This is a genomic window from Collinsella aerofaciens (assembly GCF_018785265.1).
GTDB classification, from domain to species: Bacteria; Actinomycetota; Coriobacteriia; order Coriobacteriales; family Coriobacteriaceae; genus Collinsella; species Collinsella aerofaciens_AI.
The window spans coordinates 95,078-109,451 of the sequence record NZ_WQPK01000045.1; the positions used below are offsets into that span (position 1 = coordinate 95,078).

At 60.4% G+C, this 14,374-nt stretch carries 18 protein-coding genes and 1 pseudogene; 16 read left to right on the forward strand and 3 right to left on the reverse strand.

All coding sequences use genetic code 11. The annotated features are described in order from the left end of the window. Position 1: 1 nt before the first annotated feature. The 15 genes and pseudogenes from GPK42_RS07835 to GPK42_RS07905 all read left to right on the forward strand — a co-directional run bounded on the left by GPK42_RS07835 (position 2) and on the right by GPK42_RS07905 (position 9,203). Positions 2 to 622 (forward strand): histidine phosphatase family protein, encoded by a 621-nt coding sequence (locus GPK42_RS07835; RefSeq protein ID WP_215694712.1) that lies wholly within the window; start codon positions 2 to 4, stop codon positions 620 to 622. Between the two features lie 459 nt (positions 623 to 1,081). Next, entirely contained in the window at positions 1,082 to 1,702 is a 621-nt protein-coding gene (rplC, locus tag GPK42_RS07840; protein WP_035137484.1) for a 50S ribosomal protein L3, read from the forward strand. 46 nt (positions 1,703 to 1,748) lie between these two features. Further along, positions 1,749 to 2,375: a 50S ribosomal protein L4 gene (rplD, locus tag GPK42_RS07845; protein ID WP_006235032.1), complete on the forward strand. Its 627-nt coding sequence runs from the start codon at positions 1,749 to 1,751 to the stop codon at positions 2,373 to 2,375. Then, complete coding sequence (rplW, locus tag GPK42_RS07850) at positions 2,376 to 2,663, forward strand: 50S ribosomal protein L23 (protein ID WP_022094197.1); 288 nt, start codon at positions 2,376 to 2,378, stop codon at positions 2,661 to 2,663. Positions 2,664 to 2,842: 179 nt separating this feature from the next. Further along, a complete protein-coding gene (gene rplB, locus GPK42_RS07855) occupies positions 2,843 to 3,673 on the forward strand; it encodes a 50S ribosomal protein L2 (RefSeq protein ID WP_022094198.1) in 831 nt (276 codons plus the stop codon). Between the two features lie 32 nt (positions 3,674 to 3,705). Next, the gene (rpsS, locus tag GPK42_RS07860; RefSeq protein WP_006235035.1) at positions 3,706 to 3,966 is read left to right on the forward strand and encodes a 30S ribosomal protein S19; all 261 of its coding nucleotides are present in this window, start codon (positions 3,706 to 3,708) and stop codon (positions 3,964 to 3,966) included. A gap of 14 nt (positions 3,967 to 3,980) precedes the next feature. After that, the gene (gene rplV / locus GPK42_RS07865; RefSeq protein WP_006235036.1) at positions 3,981 to 4,352 is read left to right on the forward strand and encodes a 50S ribosomal protein L22; all 372 of its coding nucleotides are present in this window, start codon (positions 3,981 to 3,983) and stop codon (positions 4,350 to 4,352) included. Between the two features lie 6 nt (positions 4,353 to 4,358). Further along, positions 4,359 to 5,069 carry a 30S ribosomal protein S3 gene (rpsC, locus tag GPK42_RS07870; RefSeq protein ID WP_006235037.1) on the forward strand — a complete coding sequence of 237 codons (711 nt, stop codon included), beginning with the start codon at positions 4,359 to 4,361 and terminating at the stop codon, positions 5,067 to 5,069. Continuing rightward, positions 5,069 to 5,485 (forward strand): annotated as a pseudogene (gene rplP, locus GPK42_RS07875) (50S ribosomal protein L16); the annotation flags it as partial. The gene rpsC and the pseudogene rplP, both read left to right, overlap by 1 nt. Before the next feature lie 86 nt (positions 5,486 to 5,571). Further along, on the forward strand, positions 5,572 to 5,787 hold the full coding sequence (rpmC, locus tag GPK42_RS07880; RefSeq protein ID WP_006235039.1) for a 50S ribosomal protein L29: 216 nt from the start codon (positions 5,572 to 5,574) through the stop codon (positions 5,785 to 5,787). A 16-nt stretch (positions 5,788 to 5,803) separates the two neighbouring features. Next, positions 5,804 to 6,064 (forward strand): 30S ribosomal protein S17, encoded by a 261-nt coding sequence (gene rpsQ, locus GPK42_RS07885; protein ID WP_006235040.1) that lies wholly within the window; start codon positions 5,804 to 5,806, stop codon positions 6,062 to 6,064. 118 nt (positions 6,065 to 6,182) lie between these two features. Then, on the forward strand, positions 6,183 to 6,551 hold the full coding sequence (gene rplN, locus GPK42_RS07890; protein ID WP_006235041.1) for a 50S ribosomal protein L14: 369 nt from the start codon (positions 6,183 to 6,185) through the stop codon (positions 6,549 to 6,551). Between the two features lie 13 nt (positions 6,552 to 6,564). Further along, positions 6,565 to 6,870 (forward strand): 50S ribosomal protein L24, encoded by a 306-nt coding sequence (gene rplX / locus GPK42_RS07895; protein ID WP_215694713.1) that lies wholly within the window; start codon positions 6,565 to 6,567, stop codon positions 6,868 to 6,870. Positions 6,871 to 7,373: 503 nt separating this feature from the next. Further along, positions 7,374 to 8,453: a Gfo/Idh/MocA family protein gene (locus tag GPK42_RS07900; protein WP_215694714.1), complete on the forward strand. Its 1,080-nt coding sequence runs from the start codon at positions 7,374 to 7,376 to the stop codon at positions 8,451 to 8,453. A gap of 3 nt (positions 8,454 to 8,456) precedes the next feature. Further along, a complete protein-coding gene (locus GPK42_RS07905; RefSeq protein WP_215694715.1) occupies positions 8,457 to 9,203 on the forward strand; it encodes a DeoR/GlpR family DNA-binding transcription regulator in 747 nt (248 codons plus the stop codon). A 342-nt stretch (positions 9,204 to 9,545) separates the two neighbouring features. On the opposite strand, the gene GPK42_RS07910 is transcribed toward GPK42_RS07905, so the two are convergent. Next, positions 9,546 to 10,205: an RluA family pseudouridine synthase gene (locus tag GPK42_RS07910; RefSeq protein ID WP_338404349.1), complete on the reverse strand. Its 660-nt coding sequence runs from the start codon at positions 10,203 to 10,205 to the stop codon at positions 9,546 to 9,548. A 15-nt stretch (positions 10,206 to 10,220) separates the two neighbouring features. Further along, on the reverse strand, positions 10,221 to 12,713 hold the full coding sequence (locus GPK42_RS07915; protein WP_215694716.1) for a U32 family peptidase: 2,493 nt from the start codon (positions 12,711 to 12,713) through the stop codon (positions 10,221 to 10,223). A gap of 299 nt (positions 12,714 to 13,012) precedes the next feature. Between GPK42_RS07915 and GPK42_RS07920 the strand changes: the two genes are divergently transcribed. Beyond that, positions 13,013 to 13,390, forward strand: a complete 378-nt coding sequence (locus GPK42_RS07920; protein WP_035137477.1) for a RidA family protein — start codon at positions 13,013 to 13,015, stop codon at positions 13,388 to 13,390. Positions 13,391 to 13,502: 112 nt separating this feature from the next. Here the strand turns inward: GPK42_RS07920 and GPK42_RS07925 are convergent, their stop codons facing one another. After that, positions 13,503 to 14,159 carry a helix-turn-helix transcriptional regulator gene (locus GPK42_RS07925; protein ID WP_338404350.1) on the reverse strand — a complete coding sequence of 219 codons (657 nt, stop codon included), beginning with the start codon at positions 14,157 to 14,159 and terminating at the stop codon, positions 13,503 to 13,505. Positions 14,160 to 14,374 lie beyond the last annotated feature (215 nt).

Sequence of the window (14,374 nt, forward strand, 5' to 3'; positions counted from 1 at the left end):
CATGAAGAAGCTGTATCTACTCCGCCACGGTCAGACGGAGTTCAACGTCAAAAAGCTGGTCCAGGGCCGCTGCGATTCACCGCTGACCGACCTGGGCCGCAAACAAGCGGGAATGGCAGCCGCATGGCTCAAAGCCCACAACGTCGTTCCCGACAAGGTGGTCTCCTCCCCTTTGGGCCGAGCCATGGACACGGCAAGTCTCGTCGCAAACGAGCTCCTTGGCCCGGACGCAGCAGTCGATCCCTGCGAAGGCATCATCGAGCGCAGCTACGGCACCTTCGAAGAAGGCCCCCACGACGCCCTGCCCACCGACGTCTGGGATCCGGGCGAGGATCTGGTCCCCTTCGGAGGAGAAGGAAGCCGCGCACTGCAAGAACGCATGGTAGGCGCCCTCACCAATCTCATGGGCTCCGAGGGCATCGAAACCCTCCTAGCAGTAAGCCACGGCAGCGCCAGCAGCCAATTTATCAAGGCCGCAGCCCCAGAGGGCTTTGAGCTCCCAACAAAACTCCCCAACTGCGCCATCATGATCTTCGGTTTTGATGATGCGCGAGAAGAGGACGATACGCCCCAATGCAAGTTCACCTTGCAACAAATTGTGGACCCTCAACAAAGTCATTAGCCTGAGCGAGCAAGGTTTAGCAGACATCAACGTGGCGTTCCCAGTGTGCGGCGGAGGGGGCGGGCCTGAGACATATTAAGGTTGTCACGAGTTCCGCACGAACAGGAGGGCACTTAATGTGCTCTCCGTCGTGAGCAGGACTGTAGAGCAGCAACCTTAATATGTCTCAGGCCCGCCCCCTCCGCCGCACACTGGGAACGTGCCACGCACTTTACCTGCGTAAACAATGTGAGTGAAATATGAATCTCGATGGATACGCCCGCAGCCGTGTATACTAGACAGCTGTGTGTAACCAGGGGAGTATTCTGGCTGGACAAAACGCCTGCTTAATAGGGTTGTCAGGTAGTTCGGACGCAATACAAGGCTGGAGAGCACGTCGTGTAAGTAGTGGTCCTCTAGGGGCGTACGCTCGGTGGTGTACGCATTGTCCCAAGACCACGCGAGAGTTGGGATCATATCTTGATCAGCATGATTCTCGGCCGCAAGATTGGCATGACCCAGGTTTGGGACGAGGACGACAACGTCGTTCCCGTCACGGTCATCCAGGCTGGCCCCTGCGCTGTCTCGCAGGTTAAAACTCAGGCAACCGACGGCTATGACGCCGTCCAGATCGGTTTCGGCGACATCAAGGCCAAGAACGTGAACAAGCCCATGGCTGGTCACTTCGCCAAGGCTGGCGTCGAGCCTGTCCGTTTCCTTCGTGAGGTCCGCGTCGAGAACGGCGAGGAGCACAAGGTCGGCGAGGTCGTCACCGTCGCTGATTTCGCTGATGTCGAGAAGGTCGACGTCATCGGTACCTCCAAGGGTAAGGGCTTCCAGGGTCGCATCAAGCGCTGGGGTCAGCGCCGCGGTCCTATGACGCATGGTTCTCACTTCCAGCGTCACCCCGGTTCTATCGGTCAGTGCGCCTATCCTGCGCGCGTCCTCAAGGGCGTCAAGATGGCCGGTCACATGGGTAACGAGCGCGTTACCGTCAAGAACCTTTCCGTTGTCCGCATCGATGCCGAGCAGAACCTCATCTTGGTCAAGGGCGCTGTCCCGGGTGCCAAGAATGGTCTCGTCGCCATCCGTATGGCCTAAGGGCCCAGCCCATTTAGCCCAGCGTCATACCAAGGAGAACACTTAAATGGCAAAGTTTGAAGTTAAGAACAGCGAGGGCAAGAAGGTCGCCGAGGCCGAGCTCGCCGCTGAGGTGTACGGCATCGAGCCGAACATCCACGTTATGCACCACATCGTCAAGTGCCAGATGGCCTCTTGGCGTCAGGGCACCCAGTCCGCTAAGGGCCGCTCTGAGGTTTCCGGTGGCGGCAAGAAGCCTTGGCGTCAGAAGGGCACCGGCCGTGCCCGCCAGGGTTCCATCCGTGCTGCCCAGTGGCGTCACGGTGGCGTTGTCTTCGCCCCCAAGCCCCGTTCTTACGCTAAGCGTATGAACAACAAGGAGGTCAAGCTGGCTATGCGCTCCGCGCTGTCCGCCAAGCTGGCCGATGGCGAGCTTGTGCTCGTCGACGACTACGGCTTCGAGAAGCCTTCCACCAAGGCTGCCGTCGCCATGCTCAAGGCCCTTGGCCTTGAGGGCAAGCGTCTGACCATCATCGTTCGCGATGAGGACGTCAACGCCTACCTGTCGTTCCGCAACATTCCCAAGACGTTCATCATCACCGCTGACGAGGCCAACACCTACGATCTCGTCAACAACAACGCTGTGTTGATGCCCGCCGACATCGCCGCTCACTTCGGGGAGGTGCTTGCATAAATGACCGCCCACGAGATCATCATCCGTCCGATCGTGTCCGAGCGTTCCTTCTCCGGCATGGAGCTGAACAAGTACACGTTCGAGGTCGCCAAGGATGCTAACAAGTATCAGATCAAGGACGCTGTCGAGGAGATCTTCGGCGTCAAGGTCGTTCGCGTGAACACCCTGACGGTCAAGCCCAAGACCAAGCGCGTGCGCTATGTCGCCGGCAAGACCCGTTCTTGGAAGAAGGCCATCGTCACGCTGGCCGAGGGCGACACCATCGAGGTCTTTGGCAACCAGGCCTAAGACTCGCTGCTGTTGAGTGAGCTCATGCCTCCCAAATAGGGGAGGCGAGAGCTCAAGGTTTTGGGCGTATAAAATGGACACGCCCGGAACCGTGTATACGTCCGGTGTCATCGCACCCGAGGCAGAACCTCGAATCCCTGTCTGCGATGGCTAACGGATTCCTATTGAAAGGGATTGTAATGGCTGTAAAGCACCTTAAGCCGACCTCCGCTGGTAGGCGTTGGCAGACGATCTCCGATTTCTCCGAGATCACCTGCACCAAGCCCGAGAAGTCTCTTCTCGAGCCCCTGCCCAAGAAGGCCGGTCGTAACAACAACGGCCGCATCACCACCCGCCACCAGGGCGGCGGCGTGAAGCGTCGTTACCGCGTGATCGACTTTAAGCGCAACAAGGACGGCGTGCCCGCCAAGGTTGCCACGATCGAGTACGATCCGAACCGTTCCGCTCGCATCGCTCTGCTGCACTACGCTGACGGTGAGAAGCGCTACATCCTGGCCCCCAAGGGCCTCGAGGTCGGTCAGACCATCATGTCCGGTTCTGACGCCGACATCAAGCCGGGCAACGCTCTGCCCCTCGCCGACATTCCCGTCGGTACGCTCATCCACGCCGTCGAGTTCCAGCCGGGCAAGGGCGCTGCTATCGCCCGTTCCGCCGGTAACTCCTGCCAGCTGATGGGTAAGGAGGGCAAGTACGCTATCGTCCGTATGCCTTCCTCCGAGATGCGCCGCATCCTCGTTACCTGCCGCGCCACCGTCGGTGAGGTCGGCAACGCCGATCACTCCAACATCGTCATCGGCAAGGCCGGCCGTAAGCGTCACATGAACGTGCGCCCGACCGTCCGCGGTACCGTCATGAACCCTGTCGACCACCCGCACGGCGGTGGCGAGGGCAAGAACCACACCTCTGGTCGTCCCTCCGTTACCCCCTGGGGTAAGCCGACGAAGGGCCTTCGTACGCGCAAGAAGAAGAAGGTCTCGAACCAGCACATCATTCGTCGCCGTAAGAAGTAATTTCGGATACCGAGTTTTAGGAGAAAGCACTTATGAGCAGAAGTCTCAAAAAGGGCCCGTTCGTGGAGACTCGCCTTCTCTCGCGTATCACCGCGATGAACGAGGCTGGCAAGAAGGACGTCGTGAAGACCTGGTCCCGCGCGTCCACCATCTTCCCCGAGATGGTTGGTCACACCATCGCCGTCCACGACGGCCGCAAGCATGTGCCCGTGTATGTTACCGAGTCCATGGTTGGTCACAAGCTCGGCGAGTTCGCGCCGACTCGTACGTTCCGTGGCCACAAGGCCAAATAGGGGGTTAACCGTAAATGGCAACTAAGTCTATTGAAACTGAGGCCACCGAGGTTCGCGCCGTCGCTAAGTACGTGCGTGTTTCCCCCAGCAAGGCCCGCCTGGTGGTCGATCTGATCCGCCGCAAGCCTGTCGCTCAGGCCTTCGACATCCTCCACTTCTGCGACCGCGCCGTCGCCGTGGATGTCGAGAAGGTTCTCCGTTCCGCCGTTGCGAACGCCGAGAACAACAACGGTCTGCGTGCCGACAACCTGGTTGTCGCCGCTGCCTATGTTGACGAGGGTCCGACGCTTAAGCGCATCCGTCCCCGCGCCAAGGGTTCCGCTTCTCGCATTCTGAAGCGTACTTCCCACATCACCGTCGTCGTTGCTCCTCGAAAGGAGGCGTAAAGCTGTATGGGTCAGAAAGTCTACCCCACCGGCTTCCGTCTTGGCATCACCGAGAACTGGCGCTCCCGCTGGTTCGCAGAGAAGGATTACGCTAAGACCCTCGGTAACGATCTCGAGATTCGTAAGTACCTCGAGAAGCGTCTTTCCCGCGCAGCTGTCTCCCGCGTCGAGATCGAGCGCGCTGGCGACAAGGTGAAGGTCATCATCCTCACTGCTCGCCCCGGCGTTGTCATCGGTAAGAAGGGTGCCGAGATCGATACCCTCCGTACCGAGCTCGAGAAGGTCGCTGGCGTCTCCAAGGGCCAGCTCTCCGTCGACGTTGTCGAGATCAAGCGCCCCGAGCTCGACGCCAACCTCGTTGCTCAGTCTATCGCCGAGCAGCTCGAGGGCCGCGTTGCCTTCCGTCGCGCTATGCGCAAGGCTGTCCAGTCCGCCCGCAAGGCCGGCGCTAAGGGCATCCGTATCCAGTGCTCCGGTCGTCTCGGCGGTGCCGAGATGGGCCGTCGTGAGTGGTACCGCGAGGGTCGCGTGCCTCTGCACACCCTCCGTGCCAAGATCGACTACGGCACGGCTGTCGCCAGCACCACCATGGGCGCTTGCGGCGTGAAGGTCTGGATTTACCTGGGCGAGAAGCTCCCGGGCCAGCCTGTTCCCAACCCTGCACTCGAGGGCTCTTCCCGTCCTCGTCGTCGTAACTCCGAGAGGAGGGGTCAGTAGTGCTTGCCCCTAAGCGTATTCTTCACCGCAAGGTGCAGCGTGGCTCCATGAAGGGCCAGGCCAAGGGTAATACCGAGCTGCATTTCGGCGAGTTTGGTATCCAGGCTCTCGAGGCCCATTGGATCACCAACCGTCAGATCGAGGCCGCTCGTATTGCCATGACCCGCTACATGAAGCGTGGCGGTCGTGTCTACATCACGATCTTCCCCGATAAGCCCATCACCAAGAAGCCTGCCGAGACTCGCATGGGTTCTGGTAAGGGTAACCCCGAGGAGTGGGTGGCCGTCGTCAAGCCCGGCCGCATCATGTTCGAGGTCAAGGGTGTTCCCGAGGAGGTCGCTCGCGAGGCTCTGCGTCTTGCGCAGCACAAGCTCCCCATCAAGACCAAGATTGTTGCTGCTAAGAACGCTGAGCAGCGCATCGAGAAGGAGATGGCTGAGGAGGCCGCTCTCGAGGCCAAGTGGGCTGCTGAGGACGCCGCCGCCGCCAAGGAGGAGAACTAATGAAGCCCGCAGAGATTCGTGAGCTCTCGGACGCTCAGCTCGTTGAGAAGCTGAAGGAAATGCGCGCCGAGCTCTTTAACCTTCGTTTCCAGATGGCCACCAGCCAGCTGGACAACACCGCTCGCGTCAACACCGTGAAGAAGGACATCGCTCGCGTCCTCACGGAGCAGCGCGCCCGCGAGATCGCAGCGGAGAAGTCCGCTGTCGCCGAGTAGGACCTAAGGAGAGAACATGACTGATTCGCGTAACTCGCGTAAGGTCCGTACGGGTGTCGTTACCTCCGTCTCCGGTGCCAAGACCATTGTTGTCACCATCACCGAGCGCAAGCGTCACCCCAAGTACGGCAAGATGATGACCAGCTCCAAGAAGCTGCACGCTCACGACGAGGAGTGCACGGCTGGCGTGGGCGATACCGTCCGCGTTATGGAGACCCGTCCTATGTCCAAGATGAAGCGTTGGCGCCTCATCGAGGTCGTCGAGCGCGCTAAATAAGCAGTCGCTCTTACGACTTGTACGTTTCCGAAGATGTGCGTATGCCTGGCTTGCATACCACGGGCCGTATAAAGGCTGCGCACCTCTCTTCGGTTCTTAGTTCGGAGGAACATCTACCATGATTCAGATGCAAACCATGCTGAACGTCGCCGACAACTCCGGCGCTCGCAAGATTCGCTGCATCAAGGTGCTTGGCGGTTCCAAGCGTCGTTATGCAGGCATCGGCGATGTGTTCATCGGTGCTGTCCAGGAGGCTACCCCTGGCGCCAACGTCAAGAAGAAGGACGTTGTCCGTTGCGTCGTCGTTCGCACCGTTAAGGAGATCCGCCGCAAGGATGGCTCCTACATTCGCTTTGATGAGAACGCCTGCGTTGTCATCAACAACGATGGTTCGCCCGTCGGCACCCGTATCTTCGGGCCCGTCGCTCGCGAGCTTCGTGACAAGAAGTACATGAAGATCGTCTCGCTCGCTCCCGAGACCCTGTAGTTAGGGGAGATATATGTATATCAAGAAGGGCGATAAGGTCCAGGTTCTCTCTGGTAAGGATCGCGGCAAGCAGGGCGTTGTCCTGCGTGCTCTCCCCGCCGTGAACAAGGTCGTTGTCGAGGGCGTTTCGGTCGTCAAGAAGGCCGTCAAGCCCAACGCTGCCAACCAGCAGGGCGGCATCGTTTCGCAGGAGGCTCCTATCGACGCCTCCAACGTCAATCTCGTTTGCCCCGAGTGCGGTAAGGTTACCCGCGTCGGTCACGAGAAGGACGGCAAGAACAAGCTGCGCGTCTGCAAGAAGTGCGGCCACAAGTTCTAAGCTGCCCGCAACATCAAGTTGCTAGCAAAGGCCCGGATGCCCCAAGGCACCCGGGCCTTTTTCTATCCCTACTCATTGGGGACAGACTTAAATGAGTGGTCGTCGCTTGGCATTCATTGGGGACAGGCTTAAATGAGTGCCGTTGAAACGCCGGTAGCTGGGGACGTTCCCTATGTGCCGGCAGTTAGGGAAGTCCCTATCTGCCGGCAGTTTGGAACAGTCCTTTGATGGCTGCGCCCCCCAGAGGGGTGGAGTAATACAGCCTACTCTGTCTTTTATGGCTATGGTGTTCCGCCCTTTTATGTTTCATAAGGATCGTCGCATGCGCATTTACGCGCATAGCCTTGCGCGATAATGCGCATAACCGCGCAAACATCTGCCAACTATGGCTAAATAATGACCGATAAGCAAATAAGCACGCAAACACGAGCAGATACGCGCGCAATTGTGCGAATATAGAGTTGTTAGAAATGAAGGACTTCCGATACCTCAGGAGGCACATAATGGCAGATTCCAAACAGGCTCCGCTCGACGCCGAAGCAGCCGCTAAGGCGGCATTTGCCTCGGTCCAGGACAAGCGATTCCCCAACGATATTTTTACGGCTCCCGAGCTTCGTTGGGCTGTGATCGGGTGCGGCGTTATCGCCAACCAGATGGCCCAGTCTCTCGCTCTTGCCGGCCGCAAGCTTGCGGGCGTTGCCAACCGCACTCTGTCCAAGGCTCAAGCTTTTGCAGAGCAGTATGGCGTTGAGAAGGTCTATGAAACGGTCGAGGATCTCTATGCCGATCCGAACATTGACGCAGTCTATATCACCACGCCGCACAACACTCACATCACCTACCTGCGATCCGCTCTGGCAGCCGGCAAGCACGTGCTCTGTGAGAAGGCTATTACCCTCAACTCCGCCGAGCTCGACGAGGCCCGCGCCATTGCCGGTGATCACAACGTCGTCCTTATGGACGCCACCACGGTGCTTCACATGCCCTTATATCAAGAGCTGCGTCGCCGCATGGATGACGGTGAGTTCGGCCGCATGAATCTCGCCCAACTCAACTTTGGCAGCTATAAGGAGTACGGCGACCTGACCAACCGCTTCTACAACCGCAACCTTGCTGGCGGTGCCATGCTCGATATTGGCGTGTATGCCCTGTCTGTCATGCGCCTCTTTATGGCGAGCCAGCCCGCTGAGGTCGTTTCGCTGGGCAACACCTGCGAGACTGGCGTTGACGTCGCGGGTGGCATCGTCTGCCGAAATGCCGAGCAGCAGCTGGGCGTCGTGAGCCTTACGCTCCACTCCAAGCAGCCCAAGCGCTCGGTCATCAGCTTCGACAAGTGCTACATCGAGGTCAATGAATATCCGCGTGCCGATCACGCGACCATCGTGTGGACTGCGGACGGCCACCGCGAGGAGGTCCACGCCGGCACCGAGGCTTACGCCCTGTGCTATGAGATGGCCGACCTGGAGAAGGCCGTTGCCGGCGACGACTCCAAGCGCGAGCTGCTGGATTATGCTTCTGATGTTATGGAGCTTATGACCAAGCTCCGCGCCGACTGGGGAGTTGTGTACCCCGAGGAGGAGTAAGCGATGCTTGCGGAAGATAGGCTCAACGCGATCGTGTCGATGGTGCAGCAGGCCGGCTCGGTTACCGTGCCGGAGCTTGCCGAAGCCCTGGGCGTGACGGCGTCTACCATTCGGCGCGACCTGCAGACGCTCGACCGAGCTCATCGCATCGCCAAGGTCCACGGTGGAGCGACGAGTCTTGAGCGCGCGCACGTGACGCGCGACCTAACGCTTAATGAGCGCAGCGACCTCCATAACGACGACAAGGAGCGTATCTGCGCCCGTGCGGCGGCGCTTGTGGAGCCCGAGAGCTTTGTATACATCGACTCGGGCTCGACGACGCTGAGGCTCATCGAGCATCTTCCACACCTTGAAGATGTCACCTATGTGACCGATTCCGTGCTCCATGCTCAGCACCTTGCTTTGCGCGGCATGCGTACCGTGGTGTTGGGCGGCGAGCTCAAACCCGAGACCGAGGCGCTCGTTGGCCCCGATGCCTTGGCAACCTTAGACCGCTACAACTTCAACTGTGGCTTTTGGGGCGCTAACGGCATTGCCGCCGAGCAGGGCTTCACGGCGCCCGATATCGAGGAAGCACAGGTCAAGCGTATCTCGATGCGCCATACCGCCAAACGCTTTGTAATCTCGGACGCCAGTAAATTTGGCATGGTGGCGCCCGTCAAGTTCGCGGACTTCCGCGACGCAACGATTATCACTGCGGGCGAGGTCCCCGCCAAGTACCGGGCAATGGACAACGTCATCACTGTCTAACAGCGAGACAAGGCCAAAACCACCACGAAGGTGCCTGTCCCCATTGTGGTGGTTAGTAACGAAAACCGAGTAGTTTTCTCAATAGAAAAGCGGCAACGTCCATCACGGGCGTTGCCGCTTTCGTTGTCTGCCGGTTTGTCTAAGTCTGTAACAACTGGACCGTTAAAAGTGGGCTAGGTGTTACAGATTGAGATTTTCCCTTAAGGGGGATTTGAATGTCTCGATCTGTAACAGATAGACCGGAAAATGGGTTCTAACTGTTACAGATCGAGACATTTTGGGACCGCGGTTGAACCATTGCGGCAAAACCACCACAAAGGTGCCTGTCCCCATTGTGGTGGTTTAGGGCTCCCAGGGGCAGGGGGCTTCGATGTGGACGTGCTCGCCGGTTACGGGATGCGTAAAGGACACGCTGTGGGCGTGGAGCATCAGGCCACAGGGGCGCGGCGTTCCGTACAGGTCGTCGCCAACCAGGGGATGACGCTCGCTCGCCAGATGCACGCGGATTTGGTGCTTGCGGCCGGTGAGCAACTCGACATCGATATACGAGCGCGTGGGCAGGCCACGGCGACTCTTAAGACGCTTGAGTACCTTGACGCGCGTCTGAGACGGCTTGCCGCTGGCGCCGACGCGCATCTTGCGGCTGTCGTGACGGTCGCGGGCGATGGGCTTGTCGATGAGCTTTTCGTTCCAGTCGATCTTGCCCTCGGCGAGCGCCAGATAGTGCTTTTCGAACGCGTGGTCGATGACCATCTGGTCAAAGGCGGGCTGCGTCTGCTTGTCGAGCGAGAACAGCACCACGCCGGTGGTGTCACGGTCCAGGCGATTGAGCGGCTGCATGTCGGTCGCGGCAAAGCCGTCGCCCATCGCCAGCAGCAGGTCGCTGGCGTAGTCGGTGAGCGTGCGCTCGCCGGTGCCGTCGCCGTGGACGATCATGCCGGCGGGCTTGTCGATGGCCATAAGCCAGGCGTCGCAGTAGAGGACTTGAGGTTCTTCGTTCACGTGTAAGCCTTTCGGTTAGCTAATTCCCACAAACATGCAGCCCGAGGTAGCGCCGCGCAGGCGGGCGGCGGGCTTGCGGCCGGCTTGAGCCGCCTCGACGGCACGACGGACGCGGGCGACGGCACGGCCCACCTCATCCGTCTCGAGCAGCGTTCCGTCCACCATGAGACGACGCACGCCGGCATCGAGCAGCTGAGGAACCTGCGGCGTGAGGTCGATGGGGTAAGCATCGTACAGGCGAGAGCGGCCGTGGATGTCGGTACGCACCGGCATGACCTTTCCGTCGATATTCTTGAGCGAGAGCTTGCGGACACGCAGGCGGCAGTTGGCGCAATCGTGGATGCAGCCGTTGGCAACCTGCAGAATGCAATGCTCGCTTGTCATGACGCGCGGCCGGCCAAAGACGGTGATGCCCAGAGTCGCGGGCGCGGCGGCGCCGAGCGAGACAATCTCGTCGAGCGTGATCTCGGGCGAGAGCCAAAACGCACCGGCTCCGCGCTCGGCAAGCGCCTCCATGCAGGGCGTGTTATGCACCGGCAGGCAGGATCGAATCTCGGCCGTGGCGCCGGCATGCGCGGCTACAGCGAGCTCGGAGATATTGCCGACGGCGACGGTGGCTCCGGCATTGATCCAGGGATCGACGCGCTCGTGGTCAACGGCACGGCAGACCTCGTCGAGCACGGGCACGATGCCCTGCTCAAACGCATCGGCGGGGGAGAGATCGGCCGCATCGAGCGCGTCGGTGGTCATGTAGATGCGCGTTGCACCCTCCGCTCGCGCTGCCTCGGCGGCCTCGAGCGAGGTGACGGTGGCGCAGATCTGCGGCTCGTCGCGGTAGTGCTCGGGCATGGGCCGCGTACATTTGTCGAGCACCGGCAGCTCGAGCGTGCGGGCACGCTCGTCATACGGTGCCAGAATGGCCTCCTCCAGCGCCTTGCAGGCGGCGGCGCGCACCTTGTGCACAGCGGAGAAGCCCATGCCGCAGCCCTTATCGAGCGCCACATCAAAGCTCGCGGACTCAAAGGGCGAGGAGCCCATGCGGCCCACATGCTCTACCAGATCGGACGCCTCGACCGCGCGGGTCTTGGCGGCCTCGACGGTAAAGCCCGTGGCCGTGGCCGTAAGCGAAGGGGCGTCGCAGCAAGTAAGCGTGACGGCAAACGGTTCGCCCAAACGCGCCACAACGGTTACATCAACGGCGCGGCGGCGCAGCACATCGCGCTTGAGCGCGGCGCCGGCAGCGTCAATGGCGCGCTGGCTTCGAATCACGCGCACGCGGCAGCCCTCGGGCATGCTGCGAGGCACGCGGCACTCGATGATGTCACCGGCGGCGGCATCATCGGCGGCAATGGTGGTCAGGAACTGGTCAAACTCGTTATCGTGGCGAAGCTCCAGCAGGTCGCCCTTGCCCACGGGCTCAAACAACTCAATGCGGGCGATGGCGGCGCGCCGACGGCGGTCGTCGGGCTTGAGGCCGCGCACATCGCGGTTGGCCGGGCGGCTGCCCAGCACCGTGCCCACGATCTGGCCGCGGTTGTTGGAGCGCTCGTAGCTCATCATCTCGTCACCCGAGGTACCGTCCTGGTAGGCGTGCGTAAAGTCGCGGTTAAAGCAGCGCTTGAGCTGTCGCTGGCGGGCCGCATCCTCATCCTTAGAGGTCGAAACATCGGCCAGCATGTCATCAATCTGATGACGATACACGTCGACGATGGAATACACGTAATCGGGGGCCTTCATGCGGCCCTCGAGCTTGAGCGATGCGGCGCCGGCGTCATACAGACGGCGAACAAGCTGCGAAGTGTTGGTGTCGCGCGGGCACAGCGCGCGCTCGCGTCCGGCAGGGGAGAGCGAGCGGCCGTTCTCGTCAATTAGCTTGTAGGGTAGGCGGCAGGGCTGGGCGCACATGCCGCGGTTGGCCGAGCGGCCCGCCATGGCAAAGCTCGACAGCAGGCACAGACCCGAGTAGCAAAAGCAGATGGCACCGTGGCTAAAGACCTCAAGGTCCACATCGGGCGCGGCGTTGTGAATGGCGGCGATCTCGTCGATGGAGAGCTCGCGCGAGAGAGTCACGCGGTCGGCGCCCTGCTCACGGCACCAAAGGGTTCCGCGGTCGTCGTGGATGTTCGCCTGGGTCGAGATGTGTGTCTCGATGCCGGGCATGGTGCGCTTGACCTCAAAGAACAGACCCCAGTCCTGGATAATGAAGGCGTCGGCGCCCAGCGTGGAGCAGCGATGGATGAGTTGCAGCGCATCGCTCATCTCGGACTGCTTGATGACGATGTTTACCGTGACGTAGACGCGCGACCCGGCTAGATGCGCGGCACGGCAGGCTTGCTCAAAGGCCTCGTCGGTAAAGTTGGTTGCCTTGCGGCGGGCGTTGAAGCTGCCCATGCCGCAGTAGATGGCGTCTGCCCCGGCAGCGAGCGCGGCGGCAAAGGGCTCGGGCCCTCCGGCGGGCGCCAAAAGCTCGGGTCTGCGGTTGGTGGTTCGACTGGCGGTTGCGGTCATATCCTGCCTTTCAAAATGCTCAGATACTCAAAAGTATAGTGGCGCCGTTGCGGCAGGCTATGCCCGTGCTCCAAGCGGGATAAAGTCTTCAGCAGCTTGGACTGGCTGCTCCACATGAGAACCGTTCAGCGGTTCGGGGAGACCGTTGGGCGATAAAATATTCTCGCAAGCTGATAATAATCTTGCATCGCGCGGAAACCTTGAGTACTATCCCAATCAAGCGCGGTGTTCAGACCGAACTGTGCCTCCCGGTGCGAACGCCGCGCTCACGCTTTCTAGTTAACCGTAAGGAGAAAAACATGAGCAAGACCGTCGTGTCTTCCGATAACGCACCCGCAGCCATCGGACCGTATTCCCCCGGCATCCAGACCGGCAACATGGTGTTCCTGTCCGGCCAGCTGGGCATCGACCCCGCAACTGGCAAGATGCCCGAGGGCGTCGAGGCCCAGGCTAAGCAGTCCCTTGCTAACGTCGAGGCCCTGCTGACTGCCGCCGGCGCCACCTTTGCCGATGTCGTCAAGACTACGGTCTACCTGGCCGACATCGCCGACTTCGCCGCCGTGAACGAGATCTACGCCTCCAAGTTCGAGGCCCCGTTCCCCGCGCGCAGCGCTTTCCAGGTTGCCGCCCTTCCGGCTGGCGGTCTGGTCGAGATCGAGGTCGTCGCCGCTCTCTAAGGCGTTGGCAACAACTAAACATGACATGCAAAAAGACCCTGCAGCGCGTGCGAGCTGCAGGGTCTTTTGTTAAGTGACGGATCGCTTGTGGAGCCGCGCTCCATTTTGCTCGTTAGCCCTCCTTGCGAACTTTTTGCAGGTAGCGGTAGACGCTGGGCTCCGAGATGCCCAGCGCGGTGGCGGCGCAGGCCACGGCGCCCTTGAGCATGAACACCCCGTTGCCGTTGAGGTGGCGAATGACGTCCACGCGGTCGCTCTGACCAAGCGACGCTACATCCAGCCCGCGCGCGCTCAGCAACTCGGCAATGCTGCGGTCGATGAGCTCCTGTGTGGACTCCGAAAGGCTTTCGACCTCGATAGGGGCGGGCTCCGTGCGCGTCGGCGCCGCGTCGAAGCACGCCATGAGCTGCTGCGCCATGGCGTTGATGGAGCGCACCGTGGAAAGATCGGTGTTGACGCAGAGCATGCCGACGATCTCGTTATCCTCGCGGATAAAGTATGTCGCTGACTCCAACGTCTTGCCGCCGGCGCCGCGCCCCTCGTAGCCCGTAATAAACGGCAGGTCGCGATACTTGGCGTCGTGCATGATCTTGAGTGCCAGATCGGTGGCGGGACCGCCGACCTTGCGGCCGCTCACGATGCCGTTGCGAATATCGACGATGGCGTGGTCGGGATCCGAGAAATCGTGCAGTACGATTTCGCTGTTTTTGCCGAGTATCTGCTCCAGGAAATCGACCATCGGCAAAAAGCGACGTACGGTCTCGTTCACGGGCAACTCCTTTGGGTTCTATCGAAGTGTTCATAACAATTTTTTATCATGGTAACACGCTGCTCATCATCTCGTATATCCGCAGGTACATTGCGTAATACAGACGAACGGTAGGAATTTGGCGGTAAACGGTCGACCAAAAGAATAGTTAGATGTTATTTTGACCAGACACTTTCGTGACCTGCGGAAATGCATTATCTCAGCTGAAGAATAGT